Source organism: Cyclonatronum proteinivorum (assembly GCF_003353065.1).
GTDB lineage: Bacteria > Bacteroidota > Rhodothermia > Balneolales > Cyclonatronaceae > Cyclonatronum > Cyclonatronum proteinivorum.
On sequence record NZ_CP027806.1, the window covers coordinates 3,008,872 to 3,029,686 of the forward strand.

At 50.1% G+C, this 20,815-nt stretch carries 16 protein-coding genes; 2 read left to right on the forward strand and 14 right to left on the reverse strand.

The features are described 5' to 3' along the window. Positions 1-16: 16 nt before the first annotated feature. The 3 genes from CYPRO_RS11405 to CYPRO_RS11415 form a co-directional block, all read right to left on the reverse strand. Positions 17-931: a DUF3078 domain-containing protein gene (locus CYPRO_RS11405; RefSeq protein ID WP_114984729.1), complete on the reverse strand. Its 915-nt coding sequence runs from the start codon at positions 929-931 to the stop codon at positions 17-19. A 165-nt stretch (positions 932-1,096) separates the two neighbouring features. Beyond that, the gene (locus CYPRO_RS11410) at positions 1,097-1,591 is read right to left on the reverse strand and encodes a phosphoribosyltransferase family protein (RefSeq protein ID WP_114984730.1); all 495 of its coding nucleotides are present in this window, start codon (positions 1,589-1,591) and stop codon (positions 1,097-1,099) included. A 32-nt stretch (positions 1,592-1,623) separates the two neighbouring features. Beyond that, entirely contained in the window at positions 1,624-2,061 is a 438-nt protein-coding gene (locus tag CYPRO_RS11415; protein WP_124245596.1) for a hypothetical protein, read from the reverse strand. Between the two features lie 435 nt (positions 2,062-2,496). Here CYPRO_RS11415 and CYPRO_RS11420 point away from each other — a divergent pair, with 435 nt between their 5' ends. Further along, positions 2,497-3,354 carry an alpha/beta hydrolase gene (locus tag CYPRO_RS11420; RefSeq protein ID WP_114984732.1) on the forward strand — a complete coding sequence of 286 codons (858 nt, stop codon included), beginning with the start codon at positions 2,497-2,499 and terminating at the stop codon, positions 3,352-3,354. Here the strand turns inward: CYPRO_RS11420 and CYPRO_RS11425 are convergent. From CYPRO_RS11425 to CYPRO_RS11450, 6 genes are all read right to left on the reverse strand, one after another. Then, positions 3,320-4,423 (reverse strand): type II toxin-antitoxin system HipA family toxin, encoded by a 1,104-nt coding sequence (locus CYPRO_RS11425; protein ID WP_408625633.1) that lies wholly within the window; start codon positions 4,421-4,423, stop codon positions 3,320-3,322. The genes CYPRO_RS11420 and CYPRO_RS11425 overlap by 35 nt on opposite strands. A 155-nt stretch (positions 4,424-4,578) precedes the next feature. Further along, entirely contained in the window at positions 4,579-4,866 is a 288-nt protein-coding gene (locus CYPRO_RS11430; protein ID WP_114985786.1) for a helix-turn-helix domain-containing protein, read from the reverse strand. A 668-nt stretch (positions 4,867-5,534) separates the two neighbouring features. Beyond that, on the reverse strand, positions 5,535-8,450 hold the full coding sequence (gcvP, locus tag CYPRO_RS11435; protein WP_114984734.1) for an aminomethyl-transferring glycine dehydrogenase: 2,916 nt from the start codon (positions 8,448-8,450) through the stop codon (positions 5,535-5,537). A gap of 216 nt (positions 8,451-8,666) precedes the next feature. Next, positions 8,667-10,646 carry a M1 family metallopeptidase gene (locus CYPRO_RS11440; RefSeq protein ID WP_114984735.1) on the reverse strand — a complete coding sequence of 660 codons (1,980 nt, stop codon included), beginning with the start codon at positions 10,644-10,646 and terminating at the stop codon, positions 8,667-8,669. A 101-nt stretch (positions 10,647-10,747) separates the two neighbouring features. Next, positions 10,748-11,818, reverse strand: coding sequence for a M20/M25/M40 family metallo-hydrolase (locus tag CYPRO_RS11445; protein ID WP_114984736.1), 1,071 nt, complete (start codon positions 11,816-11,818; stop codon positions 10,748-10,750). 33 nt (positions 11,819-11,851) lie between these two features. Beyond that, a complete protein-coding gene (locus CYPRO_RS11450) occupies positions 11,852-13,738 on the reverse strand; it encodes an AMP-dependent synthetase/ligase (protein ID WP_114984737.1) in 1,887 nt (628 codons plus the stop codon). A 611-nt stretch (positions 13,739-14,349) separates the two neighbouring features. Here CYPRO_RS11450 and CYPRO_RS11455 point away from each other — a divergent pair. Further along, the gene (locus CYPRO_RS11455) at positions 14,350-14,850 is read left to right on the forward strand and encodes a Fur family transcriptional regulator (RefSeq protein WP_114984738.1); all 501 of its coding nucleotides are present in this window, start codon (positions 14,350-14,352) and stop codon (positions 14,848-14,850) included. Positions 14,851-15,088: 238 nt separating this feature from the next. On the opposite strand, the gene CYPRO_RS11460 is transcribed toward CYPRO_RS11455, so the two are convergent. The 5 genes from CYPRO_RS11460 to groL all read right to left on the reverse strand — a co-directional run bounded on the left by CYPRO_RS11460 (position 15,089) and on the right by groL (position 20,768). Next, positions 15,089-16,486 (reverse strand): Fic family protein, encoded by a 1,398-nt coding sequence (locus CYPRO_RS11460; protein ID WP_114984739.1) that lies wholly within the window; start codon positions 16,484-16,486, stop codon positions 15,089-15,091. Between the two features lie 74 nt (positions 16,487-16,560). Then, positions 16,561-17,112: a hypothetical protein gene (locus tag CYPRO_RS11465; RefSeq protein WP_114984740.1), complete on the reverse strand. Its 552-nt coding sequence runs from the start codon at positions 17,110-17,112 to the stop codon at positions 16,561-16,563. A gap of 79 nt (positions 17,113-17,191) precedes the next feature. After that, positions 17,192-17,554 carry a hypothetical protein gene (locus CYPRO_RS11470; protein WP_114984741.1) on the reverse strand — a complete coding sequence of 121 codons (363 nt, stop codon included), beginning with the start codon at positions 17,552-17,554 and terminating at the stop codon, positions 17,192-17,194. 338 nt (positions 17,555-17,892) lie between these two features. Next, positions 17,893-18,774 carry a cell division protein FtsX gene (locus tag CYPRO_RS11475; protein WP_124245597.1) on the reverse strand — a complete coding sequence of 294 codons (882 nt, stop codon included), beginning with the start codon at positions 18,772-18,774 and terminating at the stop codon, positions 17,893-17,895. Positions 18,775-19,118: 344 nt separating this feature from the next. Continuing rightward, positions 19,119-20,768: a chaperonin GroEL gene (groL, locus tag CYPRO_RS11480; RefSeq protein WP_114984743.1), complete on the reverse strand. Its 1,650-nt coding sequence runs from the start codon at positions 20,766-20,768 to the stop codon at positions 19,119-19,121. Between the last annotated feature and the right edge of the window lie 47 nt (positions 20,769-20,815).

Below are 20,815 nucleotides of genomic sequence, written 5' to 3' on the forward strand. Positions count from 1 at the left end.
ATCGGTAGCGCATATCCTAAATGAAACGTACGGAAAGACCAACGGAAAACGTCTGCCGCAGCTGCAGCTTCTTTGATACATCTTCATTATACAGCATGGTAAAGCGGAAGGTCGTATTCAAATAATTATTGATTCGACCAATCAGTTCGTTGTTAAACGTGAAATCCGAGCGATCCGGTCGCTGACTTGCATTGCTAAATGTTTCGATAGATCCGATATAGCGCACATTTTCAAGGATTTCCTTGTCGTACCTTACCAACAGGGAAAAACCCAGCTCATTTTTTACGCTCTGATCAGCACGTAAACCATATCGCTCGCGGAAGGTTGTTCGGACGTTTGCAGCGCCCGTGGAGTCGCTTGTGAGAACGAAGGTCTGACGGGCAGAAGCACCAAACTCAGCGCTCAAAGAACTTGTCGGGCTAAAAGAAATACCGATGGTTTCGGTCAGATAGGCGGGTGCCATAAATTTGGAAACCGCAAACTCCCGGCTTCTGTCGAGTCCTTCATCAAACTGTGATATAAAATTAACGCTCCCGACAACGCTCCAGCGGTCATCTTCCAGAAAGTAACGGAAACTGTTTCTGATTTTGATTTCGTCTTCGGTCTTTCGAAAGTCGTCATCAACCTTGGCCTGTCCGTAAACAAGGCGGGTATCAAGGTTGTATCCCCAATTTCCCCGGCGGTAAAGGGCATTGAAATTGGTAGAAGCAGTAAGGGCAACGGTATTAACCCCTCCCTGCTCCCAGTTTCTGAAACTTGCCTGTGAACCGTTCAGCTGTCCCCTAAACTCCAAAGTCCAGGGTGAAACGGTATCAGCTGGAACCGTCCCCCACTCTACGCCGCCAGCTCCCAGCGAAGCATACGAAAATGGAACTGAAGCACACAAACTTATAAATAGGGTAATAAGTAAAACAGCACGGTATTTAATCATAGCAACAATTTAATTTTGGGTTGAATTATGTCAGCTCGTCTCACAAAAGCTTAAAATAGCACAGCAAAGAGACTATTGATAGTTAAATTCTACAATTAATCGGATTGTTAGCATGCAAACTATAACATAAAAATGAAGTTGGGGGAACACCTTTACCCGAATGCTCTAATTCGCAAGGAGCTCAACTTCCATATCGCCGGAGGGTTCATCAAGGCTTACGTGAACATGCTCATCAAACTTGGTTGGGTAAACAAGACCTGACACCGCTGCAAAAAAAGGAAACCGTCTATGCCCACGGTCAACCAGTACAGCAATTCTGATTCTCCCGGCCTTCGTAATATCCGGGAAACAGCCCATAGCCGCAGAAATAGTCCGACCCGAAAACATCACATCATCAATAAATATGATTTCCCGGCCGGCTGCAGCCATCACGGGATTGAGCGACCCTTCATGTGTTTCAGCATGAACAAGTTCAGGAGACTGACCTGTTGCTTCCTGAATGAATCCTTGCAGTATTTTAGCGAGTGCAAATCCTCTCTTATTGATTCCGGCTAAGATGACATTTTTCGGGTCAGCAATGGTTTCTGCAAGCTGATAGGCCATCCTGCGGCATGTTCTCAATACATGACGGCTGTCCATCAAAATGCGTTTTGATTGCATGGGCTTTGGTTTGCTTAGCCTGAAGAAGGGGTCTATTGAAACATGGCTTTTATACTGCCCCAGGTACGACGCACAGCTGTAGATGTGTAATTTACCTCTGCCTGCCCGATAAAGCGTCGTTCTCCATTGGTGAATACGACATTCAGTTCATAGATGACAGGTTCAGTATTTCCGGCATTTCTGAATACATTCCTGTCTAAATACTGATATTGATTGGGCTGTGAAGAAGGTGGTAGTACATCCACCGTTGCAAGAAGCACAAAATCACTGTCCCGAACCATTTTCCGCATCAGCTCATAGTGCATGACGCCGGACTCCTGTTGTACGGTCCATTGGATATTAATCTCATTTTTGGCAGGATCAGGTATTTCTGCCCGAAACTGACTCACCATGGCTACATTGGCAGCCATGAGTACCAGAGCAATAAAAGAGATCAGCAATACAGCTGTTATCTTGGGTATAGTTTTCATAACTATTAATATAATGAATCTGACTCACAATTGATAAGGCCTCAAACGCTTATTTTCAGCTTCAATGGCCCTGATTGAGCGGAAAATTATTTTTTTTGGCAGTGCGGGTTGGAAAAACACCGTAACAGGGTGCTATCCCTAATGATTGAAAAGAAAATTTCTTGGTGAATAATGCGGGTTAAAACTCACGGGCACATTTTTATCCTGATAGCAGCCAGCAGGCTGATGTAGCTGGCGGACCATATTCAGCTTTAATACCCCTGTCATCAGCTTTTGTTGTGCACTGAATGCATCGATTGTTAGTCTTTTTGATATTGATTCTATGGCTTAGCTTACTCATGTATAATGCGGGTTCAGCGCTGCCGAACTTAAGGTAAAGACCCGCTGTTCAAGGGTGCTATCCCAACTAATACTTTGCAAACCCCTCCAACCATAATGTACCATATTCCCCGGTTTCCGGCTTTTTCAGCTTTCATCATATCACTCGCGCTTCTGACATCCTGCACGACCATCGAAATCAGCGAGCGCGACGCATTTGATAATCACCCAACCGTTACCCCGCAAAGCTATACGTCTGAGCATTTTACACTCACTGAATACGCTGTCCCCACGGCAGACGGGGAAACCTTAAACGCTTGGCACCTGAAGCGGGAGGACGCCCTGGGTACGGTCTTATACTTTGGCGGAAACGGCTTCCTGTTGGTTAAAGCGCTGCCCTGGATTCAGGCCTACGAGCAGCTACCGGTTAACCTTTTGCTTTTTGATTACCGCGGGTATGGACTAAGCACAGGCAGTCCTTCCGTTGAAGGACTGTTCACAGACGCCCGAACCATGCACACGTTTCTTACCAGTGAGCTTGGAGCTTCTCCTGATCGTATTCTGCTTCACGGACACTCAATGGGCAGTTTGGTTGCAGGTCGCATGCTCAGCGAACTAAACCCGGCGGGATATATCATGGAAAGTCCGATTTCAGAAGTACGCGACTGGACCCGCCGGCTTGTACCCTGGCTACTGAGACCGTTCATTCGTTTAAGCTTCGATGAAGTCATAACCGCGCAAAACAACATTGACAGGGTTTCAGCGAGCACAGCTCCGGCCCTGTTTATCACCGGCACGGACGATCAGATTACCCCCATGCGCATGGCGAAAGAACTTCATGACGTTTCCGCTTCAACGGTCAATACATTGTATTTGGTGGAAGGAGGCGGTCACAACGACCTGCCAACTTTTGACACTTACGGGGAAGCACTGCTTAAATTTATGACAGAGGTGTTTGAAACGCCGGCTCCATGATGCTAAGCTGCGCTCTGGGAATTCCCAGATTTACAGCTTCAGTTTTCCAACCCTCAACGGCTTCAGTAACTTCTTCCATAATCAGCTTCATGTCTTTATTAGACAAGCTGAAATAACTTCCAATGCTGCGAACAAGCTCAAAATCAAGGCTATTCCGGAAGAGATCAATATTAAGCGCCAGCCCGGATTTATCAACGGATGGATTCATATCATAAGCCGGTGAGAGGCGCCAGCCATTTTCATCAAGTAAGAAAGCATGATTCCGTAAATGGTCGTCAGTATTCGATATGGCAACATTAAATACGATCCTGCGCCATAGCTCTTTGAGGTCTTCCAGTGGATTCACACAGTTATATTGAATGCACTCCGCTAATTCCAGATAGCTTGGTTTCTTGTCGCGTATCTCAGCTTCAAAATGCCCGGTCAGCGTCATCGCTGAAGCGAAATGGATTCTTGTTCCCCTTTCGCGGTCAAAGCGCTTGGTGAAAAAAGTATGATGCTGACCTGTTACCTTTTCCACCCTTGCTTCAGGTACGCTGATTCCCGCTTTTTTTGCGAGTATCCAGGCGATATACTCCCAGGCACCAACGTCAGAAGTATCCTGCCTTGAGGGAAATTTAGCAATCCATAGTTCTCCGTTTTCATCTTTAACGGATGATTTTGGCCTTGCCCCTCCAAGAGATGAGCCAGGGGCCAGCAGAATACGGAGCCACTTTCTGACTTCTTCAGAGTCATCATCAGATTCAACCAACTGCGCCCCTGACTGAAGCTCCCTAACATCCGTAATGGGTGGAATCGCATTGGCTTTGTCAAAACCCAGAAATGGCCCATCTTCGTCAGTTTTAAACCTGAAGCCCCCCATTCTGGCTTCGTCATAAACACCCAGCAGGAAATCGGTGTCATCCAGCCGGTTTTTCCGTTCACTTTTCTGCTTAAGGATTGCTTCCCTTTTTTTCATGAGGGTTCGTCCCCATGTGTCAGGCATGGAATCTAAAAAGAGACCAAAATTCGGATTGGATTCAAGCGGGTACTGAGGTCCGGAATACCATTGAAGATCAGGATCCAACACAAAAGTCTGTGCAGCCTGAAGCCAGTTCTCATCATAAAAGAAACGCCATACCAGATTCCCCCGGATATGCTGCGCGTGAAGCGTGCCCATTTTTTGGGGAGTATCAATACCTTTCCAGTGCGCATAAACAAATATTTCACCATCCCCCCTTCCCATCACAGCAGGTCCAGATCTTGAAGTTTGCGGCCCAGCGTGTCATCGGCGGCGAGTTTGAGGATATCCTCGTGCAGGTTGAGCGCACGGAGCACATTAAAGTAGGCTCCTATAGCTACGGACGGTTTGCCTTTTTCGATGTAGTACAGCGTAGTCCGGTCAATGCCTGCACGCTCCGATACCTGCTTGGTGGTCAGCTTTCTGCGCTTGCGGGCCAACTTGATGTTTTCACCAAGCTGCTCGAAATAGCGCATGTGCTGCGGGAATATTTTATGTTTTTTGGGCTTCATAATGTTGAATATTTTCAACAAAAATAGCATTAATGTTGATAGTATTCAACATCATTTTGATTTAGAGGCTGACCAAAAAGGTAGCCGTCCCAAAACAAATCTGTCACATTGTTTATTGAAGCACCGGCATTCCGCGTTTTTACACCGTCTTTTCATCCTTCAACAGAGACCCGCTGCGAGGGAAATCCGCGTGTTTGTTGGAGGAACTCCGTGCACATCACAGTCTTTCTTGCTGGTTCAATCATTCCAAGCCAAACAGGAACGCCTTGCTTTTTTGGAGCGGGGCTTCGAGGCGTTGGGTAGCCGAATACCGGCATCGGGGTTGTGACACTTCGCTCGTTCATAGGAAGAGTTTTTTTGCTGCCGGGCCGGCACACAGATTGGGCCGACACGTAGGTCGGCCCCTACGTGACAATTTATCCGGGTTTATCCGCTCGATTTCGAAGTATGGGCGCCCAACACAAAAAAGCAAGGAGCTATGAGACCGATTTGGGAGGTGTGGAACCAGCTTTGCAGACAGTGATGCTCACGGAATTCCCCCCAAAAAAATGAAACGGGACGTTGCGAAGGCGTTCGGTTCAGGGTGACCATGTATGCCCGAAAAATCAAAGGCTGCCTCCGGTGTGGGAGGCAGCCTTTGGATGTTCTGTTTCGTGCAAGCGTTGGGACTACGCGCCGGCGGATTCTTCGAGGGTCGCCCGGCTTTCGTAGGTGCTCACATCGGGGCAGCTGCATACGAGGTTGCGGTCGCCGTAGGCGTCGTCGATGCGGGTTACGGTCGGCCAGTACTTGGATTCGCCCACCCACGGCAGCGGATAGGCGGCCTGCTGACGCGAATATTTGTGCGGCCACTCATCGCCGGTGACGAGTGGCGAAGTGTGCGGGGCCAGCTTGAGAGGGTTGTCGTCCTTATCAGCGCGGCCTTCGGAGATGTCGCGGATTTCGTTGCGGATGGCGATCATCATGTCGCAGAAGCGGTCGAGCTCGGCGAGGGATTCGCTCTCGGTTGGCTCAATCATGATGGTACCGGCAACAGGGAACGACATGGTCGGGGCGTGATAGCCGAAGTCCATCATTCGCTTGGCGAGGTCAACGGCTTCGATGCCGCACTCCTGCTTGAATGGACGCAGCTCGATAATCATTTCGTGGGCTACGCGGCCGGTTTCGCCGGTGTAGAGCACGTCGTAATGGCCCGCAAGGCGCGCCTGAATGTAGTTGGCATTCAGGATCGCAAGCTTGGTCGCGTTCGTGAGCCCAACCGCGCCCATCATGCGGATGTAGGCGTAGGAAATCACGAGGATGCTCGCGCTCCCGTAAGGCGCTGCCGAAATGGCGGTTGTATTGGTCGGCGGGTTGTCGAGGGTGAAATGACCGGCTACAAAGGGCGCGAGATGCTTCGCTACGCCGATTGGACCCATGCCGGGACCGCCGCCGCCGTGCGGGATGCAGAAGGTTTTGTGCAGGTTAAGGTGACACACATCAGCCCCAATCAGACCGGGTGACGTAAGGCCTACCTGCGCGTTCATATTTGCGCCATCCATGTACACCTGACCGCCGCACTCGTGTATAATGTCGCATATCTCGCGAATGGCCGACTCAAACACACCGTGCGTTGACGGGTAGGTCACCATCAGCGCGGCAAGCTCGTCCTTGTGTTTAAGCGCCTTCTCCCGTAGGTCTTCTACATTGATGTTGCCATTGTCGTCGCACTTGGTGATGACGACCTTCATGCCTGCCATCACAGCACTTGCGGGGTTGGTGCCGTGTGCAGATGAGGGAATGATAGCGATGTTTCGGTGATGGTCACCGTTGGCCTGATGGTAGGCGCGGATGGCCATCAAACCGGCATACTCGCCCTGCGCACCGGAATTCGGCTGCAGCGAAACTGTGTGAAAGCCTGTGATTTCAGACAGCCATTCAGTGAGTTCGTTCAGCATTTGTTTGTAGCCCAGCGCCTGATTCTGCGGCACAAACGGGTGCAGCGCGTTCACATTCGGCCAGCTCACGGGAATCATTTCCGTAGTCGCGTTGAGTTTCATGGTGCAGGAGCCCAGTGAAATCATGGAGTGCACCAGCGAGAGGTCGCGGTTTTCGAGCCGCTTGAGGTAGCGCAACATCTCGTGCTCGCTGTGGTAGCGGTTGAAAACTTCATGCGTGAGGTACGCACTCGTACGGTTCAGGGCTTCGGGGAAGCTCACGGTGATGTCATCCGCAGCGGTGTTGAGATCAAACTCTGCTGACTTGCCGAGTACGGTCGCGAAGATATCGACGATCTGCGCCACATCTTCCGGCTCTTTTTTCTGATCGAAGGAGATACCGATGTGCGCACTTTCGAAGTAGCGGAAATTCACGCCCCTTGATTCGGCTTCCTTCAGAACGGCCTCGCGGAAATCGGCGGACTCAACTTCGATTTTGAGGGTGTCGAAATAGACTTCATTCAACTGACGCAGTCCAAGTCCTTTGAGACCTTTCTCTGCAAGTTTGGCAAGCCCGTGAATCCGACTCGCAATGCGTTTCAGCCCCTGTGGTCCGTGATAAACACCGTACGCACCGGCCATCACAGCCAACAGCACCTGCGCGGTACAGATATTGGAGGTCGCCTTCTCGCGTCGGATGTGCTGTTCGCGGGTTTGCAGCGCCATGCGATAGGCAGGCTTGCCGAGACGATCTATGGATACGCCAATCATGCGGCCCGGCACCTGACGCTTGTTGGCTTCTTTGGTTGCAAAATACGCCGCGTGTGGTCCGCCGTAGCCCAGCGGAATGCCGAAGCGCTGCGTGCTGCCGACTACAATATCGGCACCCATTTCACCGGGTGACTTGAGAAGGGTAAGGCTGAGAAGGTCTGCCGCAACGGTTACTTTAATGTCGTTGGCCGCCGCTTTTGCAATGGTGTCGCTGATGTCATGCACCGCACCATTTCCATCGGGATATTGCAGGATGATGCCGAAGTAGGATTCATCGGTTGGGTCAAATTCAGCGAGGGGCGCGATGTGCAGCTCAATGCCTATCGGCTCGGAGCGGGTCTTGAGAAGGTCGATCGTTTGCGGAAAACAGGTATCAGCTACGAACAGGCGCTCGGCTTTGCGGCGCTTACCCTTGCGGATGCCGTACATGGTACTCATAGCTTCTGCAGCGGCAGTTGCTTCATCAAGAAGCGATGCATTGGCAATTTCCATACCGGTGAGATCAATCACCATGGTCTGAAAGTTGATCAGGGCTTCGAGTCGTCCCTGCGCGATTTCCGCCTGATAGGGCGTGTAGGCCGTGTACCAGCCCGGATTTTCGAGAATGTTGCGCTGAATGACCGGCGGGGTCACGGTGTCGTAGTAGCCTAAGCCGATGTAGGTTTTGAAAAGCTTATTCTGCGCCATGATCTTCCGGAATTCATCCAGAAAACCATGCTCACTCAGCGGCTCGGGCAGATCTAAAGGTTTGGTCAGTCGAATCGAATCAGGAATGGTTTGCTGAATCAGCTCATCCACAGACGAAACACCGATGACGTCAAGCATGTGTTTAACATCAGGCTCGGTGGCGCTGTTGTGCCGAAATTCAAATTTTTCGCGGTCAAAAAGTGCGTTCATAATAACAGGTTTGTTTCCTTAAATAATTGCTTAAAAAGTTCCTTGGCTCTGTGCTGATCTGCAACAAAACATGCTGATGAATGATTCAGCAAGGTATTTTCAAAATACGGATTTACGGCATGAATTCTTGATGTACGCCTTGGGCAAAACAAGCTTTCACACTTCATTTTCACATCTTCATAGGGGCTGTTTGCGTCCCATAAAGTTAGGCAGAAATCATGGCTCCCGTCCTTCCTGCACGCTGCGAAGCCACTCATTGTTGCTGCGGTTCACATCGGGCAGCTGACTGAAGGGATCGAGACGGATGTGATCAATTCTCTTGTTGGACTGATGCAGAAAAGTCCATTCTCTGGAGCGGTGCCAGATCTCGACCGGAAAGCGCAGGATTTCATCCGAGCCGTCGGCATAGGTAATGCGCATTACCACGGGCATGACCAGATCGCCGGGACTACTGATGGTGATAAATGCACCTTCATAATTTTCATGGCTGTCCACGAAATCTTCCACTTCATCTATGGAAAGGTCAATCTGCCGGTTTTCGTAAAACCAGCCGCGCCAGAACCAGTCGAGATTTTCACCGGAGGCGTCATTCATCGTCCGGAAAAAATCAATCGGTGACGGATGCTTGTAGGCCCAGCGCTGAATGTAGGTGCGGAAGGCGAAATCGAAGACTTCTTCGCCAAGCACATAGTCACGAAGCATGAGAAGCCCCATCGCCGGCTTAAAGTACGAAACAAAGCCCAAATGCTGCGGATGGATGCGGTCCGAGTGCGTCATGATCGGCTCCATGTTGGGATTGGTGAGCTGCGGCACGAACTGTTGCATGGAGCGGATCCAGGTCGGGAATTCGCCGTCGTTGAAGGCCTGCGTGCTCAAATGCCCGATGAAGGTCGTGAGCCCTTCATCCAGCCAAAACCATTTGCGCTCATTGCTGCCCACAATCATGGGAAACCAATTGTGCCCGATTTCGTGGTCGGTTACGCCCCATAGGGAAGCACCGCCGCGGTTGTAGCCGCAAAAAGCAAGGCCGGGATATTCCATGCCGCCGACCACACCGGCCACGTTGATCATGTTATCCCAGGGGTATTCGAACCACATGTGCGAGTAGTGATGGACGCTTGCCTGCACAAACTCGGTCGAGCGGCCCCACATTTGGGGTCCGGCACTCTCCACCGGATAGAAGGACTGCGCCAGCACCCGGCGACCACTCGGCATTTCAATGCCCGCGGCGTCCCAGATGAAGCCACGGGAAGCAGCCCAGGCGACATCACGCGTGTTTTCCATGCGGAACTTCCAGGTCAGCTCTCCCCGCTGAACCGGACGCGTGTCAGGTCTTCCGATTTCATTCTGCGCGAGAATCATCACCGTTTCGTCTGAGGCCCGTGCCTGTTCGAGCCGGGATATTTGCCGGGCCGTGAGCACTTCCTCCGGATTAATGAGCGTACCGGAACCGGCCAACATGTAGTTCCAGGGCGCGGTGACATGAAACTCGATATCGCCAAAATTGCGGTAGAACTCACCCGCACCGAGATAGGGTCGGGTGTTCCAGCCGTTTTTCTCGTCATAGACCGCCATGTTGGGGTACCACTGCGCGATGGTGTACACCCAGCCATTGCGCAGCTCGATGCGGCCCATGCGGTCGGCGCCGTACTCCGGGATGCCGAAGGCGTAGGTGACCCGCACTTCAAGCTGTGCGCCGTTTCCGGCAAGGGGCTTCGCCAAATCGACCCGCATGCGGGTATCCAGAATGGTGAAGTCCGGCTCGTAGTGCTGTCCGTTGTGGATGATTTCCACTTTTTCGATTTCGTAACCCTGCGCAATGCCGCGTCCGGTGAATCGTCCGCCACCCGGAGGCGCGGTTAATGCCCCGCGGGAATCTTCCCGAAAAAGATTCTGCTCCAGCAACATCCACAGGAAAGCGAGCTCATCCGGACTGTTGTTGGTGTAGGTGATGTGCACCTCCCCGGAAATCCGGTGCCGTTCGGTATCAAGGCGCACATCAATAAAATAATCCGTGCGGTTGCTCCAGTAGCCGGCGGAAGGCGCCCCGCTTGCCATGCGGTTGGGCGGCATATTTTCCAGGGTGAGGGGCGCAAAAAGGGAGTGCAGGGTATTTTCAGACTGCGACAGAGCCGCAACCGGCATGAGCCAGATCAGACAGGTCAGAAGAATAAGATACCGTACCGTTTTACTCATAAGAGGCTGTAGTTTTTCCGTTTAGAGGAATCCGCAGGAAAGGCGGCGGGTAAAAATAACAAAAGCCCGGAAGCGGGCTTTTGCGTGCTGCGAAAGATGTTTCAGAAGAGGCGGAAGCTGTGCCGGGCTTCCAGCTTGCGCACGAAGGCAGCCATGAGGTCGGCCACGCCCTGCACATCGCCGAGGTGCACCATTTCCGCGGGGGAGTGCATGTAGCGCAGCGGCGTTGAAACGAGCGCAGACGGAATCCCGCTTCGGTTATGGAAAATGCTGTCGGTGTCTGTGCCCGTGCGGATACCCGAGGCTTCGTGCTGCACCGCAATGCCCGCGTCTGCAGCCGCCTGCACCAACAGTTCGACCACCTTCCGCTGATTCGCCGTGCCGTGCGTCACGGCCGGACCTGCGCCGAGTTTTACGCTGCCGTGCTCCTTGGGATTGATACCGGGACTGTCGATTGCGTGGGTAACATCGGTCACCAGCGCGACGTCCGGCTGCAGGCGGTAACTCATCATCCGCGCACCGTATCCGCCAATTTCTTCCTGCACCGCATTCACCACAACGACATTCACCTTAAGCTGATCGCGGACCGTGGCAAGCTGTTCGAGCGCATTCGCCACAATGAAGCCGCCGATACGGTTGTCAATAGCACGGGCAACGAGCAGCTCGTCAGAGAAAAACTCGGGCTCATCCACGTAGGTAATAGGGTCGCCAATCTGCACCATTTCGAGGGCTTCGTCGCGGGAAGTCGCGCCTATATCCACGAACAAATCCTTCCAGCCGGGCGCCTTAGTATCAGTACGGTCCTGCAGGTGAATCGCCGTACTGCCGATGAGTCCGCGGACCACACCTTTCGCCGCGTGAATCGAAACCCGCCGTGCCCGCGCAATCGCCGGATCGCTGCCGCCAATCCGGCTGATGTACACAAAGCCCTTGTCGTCGATGTGCTGCACCACCATGCCGATTTCGTCGGCATGAGCTTCGAGCATCACAGTAATGGCGTCAGGGTTGACATCCAGAAAGGCCGCCGCCGAGCCGTACGCGTCCACGAGCGTACGGTCGGCAATGCCCTTCACATAATCGAGCCAGACCTGCTGCCCCGCCGACTCATATCCGGTCGGGCTCGGCGTGCACAGCAGGGATTCCAGAAAATCAAGTTTCTCAGGTGAGAGCATGAGATAAAAATGAGGTGAAAAAGATCAGGAAGCTTACGGCTGATCGTCAGCGTAGATGGAAGCAATCAGGTCGGCATACTGCTTTTCGAGCACCTTACGCTTCACTTTCATGGTGGGCGTAAGAATGCCGTTTTCCACCGTGAATGGCTCCTGAATGAGGCGGAACTGACGCACTTTTTCATGCGAAGCCAGTTTCTTGTTGATGGTCTTCAGCTCGCGGTCGAAGAGCTTCTTCACTTCATCCATCTCCATAACTTCCTCATCCTTGCCCGGCGCAGCGATGTTGTTTGCCTTGAGATAGCCGCGCAGCGCCTCAAAATCGGGCACGATCAGCGCCGCCATATACTGTTGCGCTTCCCCAACTACAACCGCCTGATCTGCATAAAGGATGGTTTTGATGCTGTCTTCAATAGGACCCGGATAAATATTTTTACCACCCGCATTCACGATCATGTGCTTGAGACGATCGGTGATTTGCAGGTAGCCATCCACGAAACGTCCGATATCGCCAGTATGGAACCAGCCGTCGGCATCGATCACTTCCTCCGTTTCCTTCTTTTTGTTGTAATAGCCCTGCATCACGTTCGGACCCTTACACAGGATCTCGCCTTCATCACTGCTGAGTGAACTTGGATAACTGTCACCGCTGAGCTGCGCGATAACCTTGCCATCGCTCACACGCTGAATGCCCACGGTCACACCGGGAATTACGTGACCTACCGTGCCGTAGCGCTCGGCCCCGACCGGGTTCACGTTCATCACCGGTGAAGTCTCGGTGAGGCCGTAGCCCTCGGTAATCCGCAGACCCGCGGCCTGGAAAAACAGCCCGATTTCGGATGGCAGCGCCGCACCGCCGGATACAAACAGGCGTACGCGTCCGCCGGTACGATCCTTCAGCTTGTCAAAAATAAGTTTGTCCGCAATTTTCTTTTGCAGCTTCACCAGCGGACTGTTCGATGTGATGGACTTCTTGCCCACGCCAATCCCCCAGTTAAACAGCCCCTGCTTCAGAGATGAACCCGCCTGCACATTTTTGAGCACGATGTTGTACATCTTCTCAAACAAACGCGGCACAGAAATCACCACGGTCGGGCGCGCCTCGGTCAGGTTCTTGGAAACCGTATCAACGCTTTCGGCATAAAAAATCTCAGCGCCACCGGCAAGCATGGCGTAGTAGCCGGCCACCCGCTCAAAGGCGTGGCACAGCGGCAGGAAGGAAAGCGTGCGATCCTCCATCCCTATCGTAATAATTTTATGGGCTGCCTTCACATTGCTGATTATGTTGTTGTTCGAAAGCATCACACCTTTCGGATTTCCGGTCGTGCCGGATGTATAAATAAAGGTGCTCAAATCGCTTGCGGTAACAGACTTCAGGGTTTCCGCGATTTTGTCTGCCAGCTCAGGATATTTCTGCCGGCCTTGTTCAATGACATCCTCATACATCAAAACGCCGCCTTCTTCAATCATCTTCTCATTGCGCGGGCGGTCGAAGGCAACAAGCTGTTTGACCGACTTCATGTTGGCCTTTACCTGCACGGCCTTCTTAAGCTGAATACCGGTCGAGACGAAGAAAATCTTCGAACCGCTATCGTTGATAATGTACTCCACTTGCTCAGCCGGCAGGGTCGCATACAACGAAACATTCACACCGCCAATAATCTGACCGGCAAAATCCGTAACCGCCCACTCATAGCGATTTTCACTCAGAATTGCGAAGCGGTCTCCTTTCTTCAGGCCCGCATCCATCATGTAAGCTGCAAGCGCGTACACATCCTTGGTGAATTTATCCCACTTAATTTCCTGGTAAGGTTCGTTAGAGCCGGGCTTAAAAGCATAAGCTGTTTTATTCTTTCCCTTCATTTTCAGGGAAAGCTCATAAAACAGCTCCGGAACGGTGTTGAAGTCAACTATGGTAGGCATATTCGGTCGGGTTTAGGTTCAAATAGTACTGTAAGGGGTAGCGCAGGATCAGCGGCGCCGGATTTTCCGTAACTTTTCAAGATACCTTAAAATGCGCTAAAAAGCTGATTTTACAAAATACGCAATCCGCCCGATAATCCTTGTTTTAAAGCCTGTAAAGCGCTTTTGTGGCATTAGTAATTACCGCGGTATGTTGTATTTTGAAATGCTGATATCAGCCGGAAATTCAAAAAGCCGGCTTTTGAAAGACATTGCACACCAAAGGCAACAGAGCGCACTTTCATTCCGGAACGCCCGGCAATTGGTCACCCTTTTTCAACCTAATGTTAGATACTGACCCTTACGAAACATGAGCCGCAGCACATCGCATTTTACCCGCAAAGCCTTCCTGAGCCCGCTGTTGAAGCATGTCCGCTCTGTGTTTTTTTGGGGAAAACTCCGTGGGCATCACTGTTTTTCGAGCCATTCAGCCGCTCCCAAACCTACGGCAAATCCCTTGCTTTTTTTATTTGCGCCCGAAAAATGAAAACTTATCCCAACACATGCACAAATCCGGATAAGCTTTTCTTAAATTCTTTCAACCCGCTTTCAAACCCAATTCAATAATAGTTATGGCAACACCCGCTTTACAGGAAACCATCAACGAAGTCAAAGAAATCTTCCGGGAGTACCTTAAAAACAACGGACACCGGCAAACCCCCGAGCGCTTTATGGTGCTCGAAGAAGTTTACAAAAGCGACGGACACTTCGACGCCGACGACATGTTTTTCAAAATGAAGGATACCGGCTACCGGGTTTCGCGGGCAACGGTGTACAACACGCTCGACCTCCTGGTTGAATGCGGACTCGTACAGCGGCATCAGTTCAGGCAAAATCAGTCCTACTATGAGCGGGCCTACGCCTACCGGCAGCACGATCACATCATCTGCGACGAATGCGGCGCCATCATGGAATTCTGCGACCCGCGCATCTTCGAAATCCAAAGCCTGATACAGCGCCTGCACGACTTCGACATCAGCGGACACTCCCTGCACTTCTACGGCAAATGCAACAACCCCGACACCTGCGACCGCAAACCCGATCTCAAGCTTAAGGAGCCGCGAAAGGAGTAAAGGGAGCTGTTTTTTGGGTCGCACACGATTTTAACCAACTACTTTCTGACTTGGGTTTGTTTTGCGGGTACTCAACAATTATTTGCCAAAGCACCTTATTTATTTCATCAGACAATTTCGTGATCAGCCTGTCCCCACTAACGCTGTTTGATCTTTAATACGCTACCTTGCAATACTTAAGCACTTTAGTAACCCATGATGTAAGGCCGACTTAAATAGCTCAACAGCTTTGATTTCCCTAATTTTTATCAAGCTTCATAGCTGAGCTGCGTAATTGTTTGCCTTTTTCGGTAATGCGGTACTGCTGCTTACTGCTTCGGGGTTTATCAGGAATTGTCAATTCAATTAATCCGGCATTTACTGCGGGTTGCAGATACGATTTTCGAAAATACTTTCTGTTTACAAGTTCAAGCATCTCCATTAATTCCTGACTATTATGAGTATCATCAATGACATTAAGAAGCTTTTCCACTTGGGGGGTAACATGGGGGGTAACATGGGGGGTAACATGGGGGGTGACTTGGGGGGTAACTTGCGTGGTGCTTGACTCTGTGACACGCTCCGAAGCAGGAAATTCCATCCTCAAAAAGTTCTCTGAAAAGTGAAAGCACGCTTTCCCGTAATACTCCAAAATACGGGGAACACCTGAACCAAGCTGTTCAACCATCTCAAGGTCTTTAAATACGCGCATTAGTTCTTTGTTTCGCGGAACGGAATAACCTTCAAAAAACTCATCCTTGCTAAGTCCTTCCGGTAGTGAGCCTGCCGATGTAATTTCAAAGCGGTCTGCAAAAATTTCGAATTTTGGAGCAATCTCGCGGGTGTAATCATTATGCACCATGGCGTTTATGATAGCTTCCCTAAGCGCAATTGCATTCCAAAGCCGCTGTTCGTTTCTTTCTTTTGGCGTTATAGTAGCGGCTGTACGGTTCTCAATTTCCATTTTGTTCAGAACGCTTTTGGTTGCCTTGATGATTGAACAGTAGCCGTATTCATTGTTTTCAATTAAGTCAACACGACTATTTCCACTGTACTTAGCAACTTTCACAGAAATATTGTTCTCATCAGCCAACAGATAGCCGGCGTAGTTTAGGAAGCCGTCTTCCGTTAGCAATTCAAGGTTTTTCCTGAACTGCTTATTGAGAGTCTTTTTCTTTTCATCATAGTAAATGCGCAGCTGCTCAAATCCTAAATCCTGACGATGGGAATTGATCTTTCCAATCGAATTACGCGTTCGCGATGAAAAGAGTTTATCAATCATAAATTGCGGCATTGGTTCGGCTGCCGTACCCATGCGTATATAGCAACCCTTTTCAGTCATACCGAATTTCTTCTTGAAATAAGGTTTTTCACTACCGCTCGCCACAATTATTCTGATGACATCTTTTCCATCTTGCTTTTCTGCAACCACGTCAAAAAGTCCCATAGCAGAAGGAGAAATATTATTCCTGATACGGTCTTTTATCTTGAGCGCATCGCCATCGGGATCCGAAAGACCGCAAACCTTACCGTCATTATCAATACCGATGTAGACATTACCCCCTTCCCGATAATTCAGGAAGGCGACAACCTCTTTCTCAAGGTCGAGGTCCTTTGTAAGTTGGGATTTATATTCTATGCGATTTGTTTCAGACATACCCTTGGGTAAAAGGTTTTTTAGTGATATATCATATTAGGGAGGTACGGTTAATGAAGCAAAATAAAATCCCATCACTCATCCTCCTCCCTGCCCAAAAAAGGATTGTAGCGCAGATGATCCGCCCATGCTTGCTCTTTTTTGGTATCATCATCGTTTGGGTCGAGGTGCAGCACTTTGATTTTTGGCGTACCGGGTTCGCCGGTGTCCCATAGCAGCACGCCCTCGCTGATGGTTCCTTTTCTGGTTTCTCCGATGATGCGGAGCGTCCCGATTTTTTCATGACGCAGAGTGACATCGGCACACAGGTAAGCATCCTTGTCATAAAAATAGTCATGTGCATCAATCACTACCGCTTCGCCGGGCCTGACTTCGGTGTGATCAAAATTCGGATGCGGTGCTTGAGGCTCAAATTCAGTCAGGCTGCTGAACTTGGGGATGGGCGTCCGGCAGACCCGGTCCAAAACAAACCCGCTGCCGTTCACGAAGTACACAGCGGTTTCATCATCAAGCGGATACCGGCCTTTTACGGCTTCATAATGCAGCCAAAATACCGGCTTTCTTTGCTCATCCGGATTTAGTTTTGGCAGAGGCGCCGATGAAAGGCGTTTAATCAGTTCATTCATGGCAGATTTCTTTTTAGTGAGAGTTTTTATTTCACTCATAAAATACCGGAGCAGAGTGACAGCGTATTGTCACCCAATTCTAAAGTCCGTACTCACTCCTAAAACTTTCATTCATCGAACGAAAGTCTTCAGGCGTTTTAAAAATATCCGGCCAAAACAAATGGGAATAGAACCAGTCCAGCTCAAACACATCATCATGCATCAGTGATAGTTCATTGATATGCCAGCTTAGATTTTCGTGGTAAATATCTTCCGGATCGTCCGGGTCATACAGGGTAAATTCGGCAGGAATATGATCTGCTTTATATCCCATCTGCTCACAATACTCAAGAATGATTAATTCGGAATCCGAAGGATAGTCGCCTTCATCATCCTCAGAACTCGCATGAAATTGCTGTGCAAGCTTTGATAATCTGGATTTAAAATTTTCAATAAGATTCATTTCATTAAATGCTTAGTTCATTAGTATCTATTGTAAGTATCTATTGTAAATAATCCGATTCTTTTGGTCATAGACTACTTCCAGCTAAAAACCTGTCCCCCCCATCCAGATTAAGCTATCTGTGCACGTTGATAATAGCATTATAAGCTCTTCAATAATAACATCATACAGGAACAGCTAATACTTAATCCTGCAATAATTTACCGCTTCATGCTTAGTCAATAGTACAAATCATAACAAACATTGGTTGTTAACAGGAGCGCTGATAGTTGAGTGCCGCGCTACCCCACCTCCGCTCTACTTTCAAACCCAAAGAAAACCCTATACAGCCCCGGCCCCTACCCAATTTTCGTTTGCTGAATAAACTTCTTTGAAGCCGAGCGCGAGCCAAGAAAGCCGAGAATTATGCCGAGCAGCACAAGCGCACCGCTGAGCCAGTACCATTCCCCAAGAGGCCAGGTAAGACGTTCAAGTTGCGGGAGCCATGCAGGCAGTCCGTAGGTAAAAATCAGCGCAACAATGCCCGTACCTAACAGTCCGCCGGTAAAGCCCTGCAGACTACCTTCCAGCATAAAGGGCCGCTTGATAAAACCGTTCGTCGCCCCTACCAGCTTCATTGCCCTGATGAGATCACGCTTGGCATAAATCGTGAGACGGATTGTATTAAATACCAGAATGAAAGCAATAAAACTGATGAAAAGCCCGAACAAGGAACCTGCTGCGATAAAAACGGTCAGCCGGTCTTCCAGCAGCTCCAGTCCCCGCTGATTAAAGCGCACTTCTTCTACCCCTCGCAATTCCCTGAGCTGATCTACCAGCACCACAATTTCCGCAGCACTAATGTCAGGCTTCACGCGGATCAGATAGCTTGCCGGCAGGAAGAGCACATCTCCGAAAAGCTCGCTTTCAGCACCAAACTCTTCCCGGAAACGATCCATCGCCGCTTCCCTGCTGATAAATACCGCTGTTTCTACCTCCTCTTGTGCCCGTATACTGATGCCAATCTCATTCATTTGACGGTCACTGAGGTCCGCCAGAAAAACTTCAACTTCAACCTGCTGCCTGAGCGCCTGCGCCAACTCGAAGGCGTTTGTGCTTACCCGGGCAAGTATCCCAACCAGCACCACAGCCAGCATTATGGCCAATACAGATGAAAAAGCCGACAGCCGTGCCCGCCTGAAACCAGCAAAACTTTCACGAAATACATAGCTTAAACTCATAAGCGGGCGCTGAAATACCGGAATTGATGTAATTGAAAAATCAGGGACAGAAACATATCCCCAAAATAAGACCAAAGAGCGTGTTTACCCACATCATTTGATACATTGTTTTTGGTATAGCGCAGCGTAAGATCGAGTAAAAAATGCCCCAAACGAATGAATTATCCGATCGATAATCAATTTTCAGCTGCTGTTTTTAAGATGGCTTTTTTACATCAACCAAAAATCATTGCTTTGGATGCGTGATATCTCTATAAAAAAACGTCCGCCTTCGCTTGGAAGACGGACGTTTGAAGATAGTGCATCCGGTCGGATGCATTTTGGAAATAAGCTGAGGGAGCTTTTTAGAAGCCCATGCCTCCGCCCATACCACCCATGCCGCCCATATCAGGGGCTGCAGGAGCTGCGTCTTTGTCGCTTGGCTTCTCAGAAATTACGGCCTCAGTTGTCAGGAGCAGGCCTGCAACGGATGCTGCATTCTCGAGGGCTGTACGGGACACCTTGGTTGGGTCAATAACACCAGTAGCAACCAGATCTTCGTACACTTCAGTGCGGGCATTGAAACCGAAGTTACCTTCGCCTTCTTTCACGCGCTGTACAACGATAGATCCTTCAAGGCCTGCGTTTGAAACGATGGTACGCAGTGGTGACTCGATGGCGCGGCGTACAATGTCTACTCCAAGTTTCACATCATCATTTTCACCTGTGATGCCATCCAGAGCTTTGAGCGTGCGGATGAATGCAACACCACCGCCAGGTACGATTCCTTCTTCAACAGCAGCGCGGGTAGCGTGCAGAGCATCTTCAACGCGGGCTTTCTTCTCTTTCATTTCGACTTCAGAAGCAGCACCGATGTAGAGAACCGCAACACCGCCGCTCAGCTTGGCAAGACGCTCCTGCAGTTTCTCACGGTCGTAGTCAGAGGTCGTGTTCTCGATTTGAGCCTTGATCTGATTGATGCGGGCTTTGATGTCATCCTGCTGACCTTTACCGTCAACAACAGTTGTGTTGTCTTTGTCGATGGTAATACGTGCAGCCTGACCGAGGTACTCGAGAGTAGCATTTTCAAGCTTGTAGCCGCGCTCTTCGCTGATAACGGTACCACCGGTGAGGATGGCGATATCTTCGAGCATGGCCTTACGACGATCGCCGAAGCCCGGAGCTTTAACAGCTGCGATTTTGAGGGTTCCGCGTAGCTTGTTCACTACAAGGGTAGCGAGTGCTTCGCCTTCGATGTCCTCTGCAATGATGAGGAGAGGCTTGCCGGTTTGGATGGCTTTTTCAAGCACCGGAAGCAGGTCTTTCATCGAAGAAATTTTCTTGTCGTAGATGAGGATGTAGGGATCATCAAGCTCAGCTACCATGCTGTCGCTGTTGGTAACAAAGTAGGGAGAGAGGTAACCACGGTCGAACTGCATACCTTCTACCGTCTCAAGGTAGGTTTCGGTACCTTTGGCTTCTTCAACGGTAATAACACCGTCTTTGCCAACTTTTTCCATTGCATCTGCAATGTGATTACCGATTTCCTCATCGCCGTTGGCAGAGATAGTACCTACCTGACGAATGCTTTCAATGCTGTCGCCTACCGGCTTGCTCAGGTTCTTGAGCTCGCTGACAACTACCTTAACCGCCTCGTCAATACCGCGCTTGAGGTCCATAGGATTGGCACCTGCGGTAACGTTTTTGAGACCATTTTGGATGATGGACTGCGCAAGAACGGTTGCAGTTGTTGTACCGTCGCCAGCATTGTCGTTGGTTTTGGAAGCAACTTCACGCACCATCTGTGCGCCCATGTTTTCAACTTTATCTTCGAGTTCAATTTCCTTGGCTACGGTTACACCATCTTTAGTGATGGTTGGCGCACCGAAAGATTTCTCGATGACAACATTGCGGCCGCGGGGACCGAGGGTCACTTTTACGGCATTGGCAAGTTTATCTACACCACGCTTCAGAGATTCGCGGGCTTCTACGTTATAATTGATGTTCTTTGACATAACTGTCTTTAGCTTTTGGTTTTATTTTAAGATTGGTTCATAAACCG

Excerpts from the sequence above, each read along its gene's own strand:
- CYPRO_RS11405 (WP_114984729.1), bottom strand. The coding sequence starts at position 931 with ATGATTAAATACCGTGCTGTTTTACTTATTACCCTATTTATAAGTTTG.
- CYPRO_RS11410 (WP_114984730.1), bottom strand. The coding sequence starts at position 1,591 with ATGCAATCAAAACGCATTTTGATGGACAGCCGTCATGTATTGAGAACA.
- CYPRO_RS11415 (WP_124245596.1), bottom strand. The coding sequence starts at position 2,061 with ATGAAAACTATACCCAAGATAACAGCTGTATTGCTGATCTCTTTTATT.
- CYPRO_RS11420 (WP_114984732.1), top strand. The coding sequence starts at position 2,497 with ATGTACCATATTCCCCGGTTTCCGGCTTTTTCAGCTTTCATCATATCA.
- CYPRO_RS11430 (WP_114985786.1), bottom strand. The coding sequence starts at position 4,866 with ATGAAGCCCAAAAAACATAAAATATTCCCGCAGCACATGCGCTATTTC.
- gcvP (WP_114984734.1), bottom strand. The coding sequence starts at position 8,450 with ATGAACGCACTTTTTGACCGCGAAAAATTTGAATTTCGGCACAACAGC.
- CYPRO_RS11440 (WP_114984735.1), bottom strand. The coding sequence starts at position 10,646 with ATGAGTAAAACGGTACGGTATCTTATTCTTCTGACCTGTCTGATCTGG.
- CYPRO_RS11445 (WP_114984736.1), bottom strand. The coding sequence starts at position 11,818 with ATGCTCTCACCTGAGAAACTTGATTTTCTGGAATCCCTGCTGTGCACG.
- CYPRO_RS11450 (WP_114984737.1), bottom strand. The coding sequence starts at position 13,738 with ATGCCTACCATAGTTGACTTCAACACCGTTCCGGAGCTGTTTTATGAG.
- CYPRO_RS11455 (WP_114984738.1), top strand. The coding sequence starts at position 14,350 with ATGGCAACACCCGCTTTACAGGAAACCATCAACGAAGTCAAAGAAATC.
- CYPRO_RS11460 (WP_114984739.1), bottom strand. The coding sequence starts at position 16,486 with ATGTCTGAAACAAATCGCATAGAATATAAATCCCAACTTACAAAGGAC.
- CYPRO_RS11465 (WP_114984740.1), bottom strand. The coding sequence starts at position 17,112 with ATGAATGAACTGATTAAACGCCTTTCATCGGCGCCTCTGCCAAAACTA.
- CYPRO_RS11470 (WP_114984741.1), bottom strand. The coding sequence starts at position 17,554 with ATGAATCTTATTGAAAATTTTAAATCCAGATTATCAAAGCTTGCACAG.
- CYPRO_RS11475 (WP_124245597.1), bottom strand. The coding sequence starts at position 18,774 with ATGAGTTTAAGCTATGTATTTCGTGAAAGTTTTGCTGGTTTCAGGCGG.
- groL (WP_114984743.1), bottom strand. The coding sequence starts at position 20,768 with ATGTCAAAGAACATCAATTATAACGTAGAAGCCCGCGAATCTCTGAAG.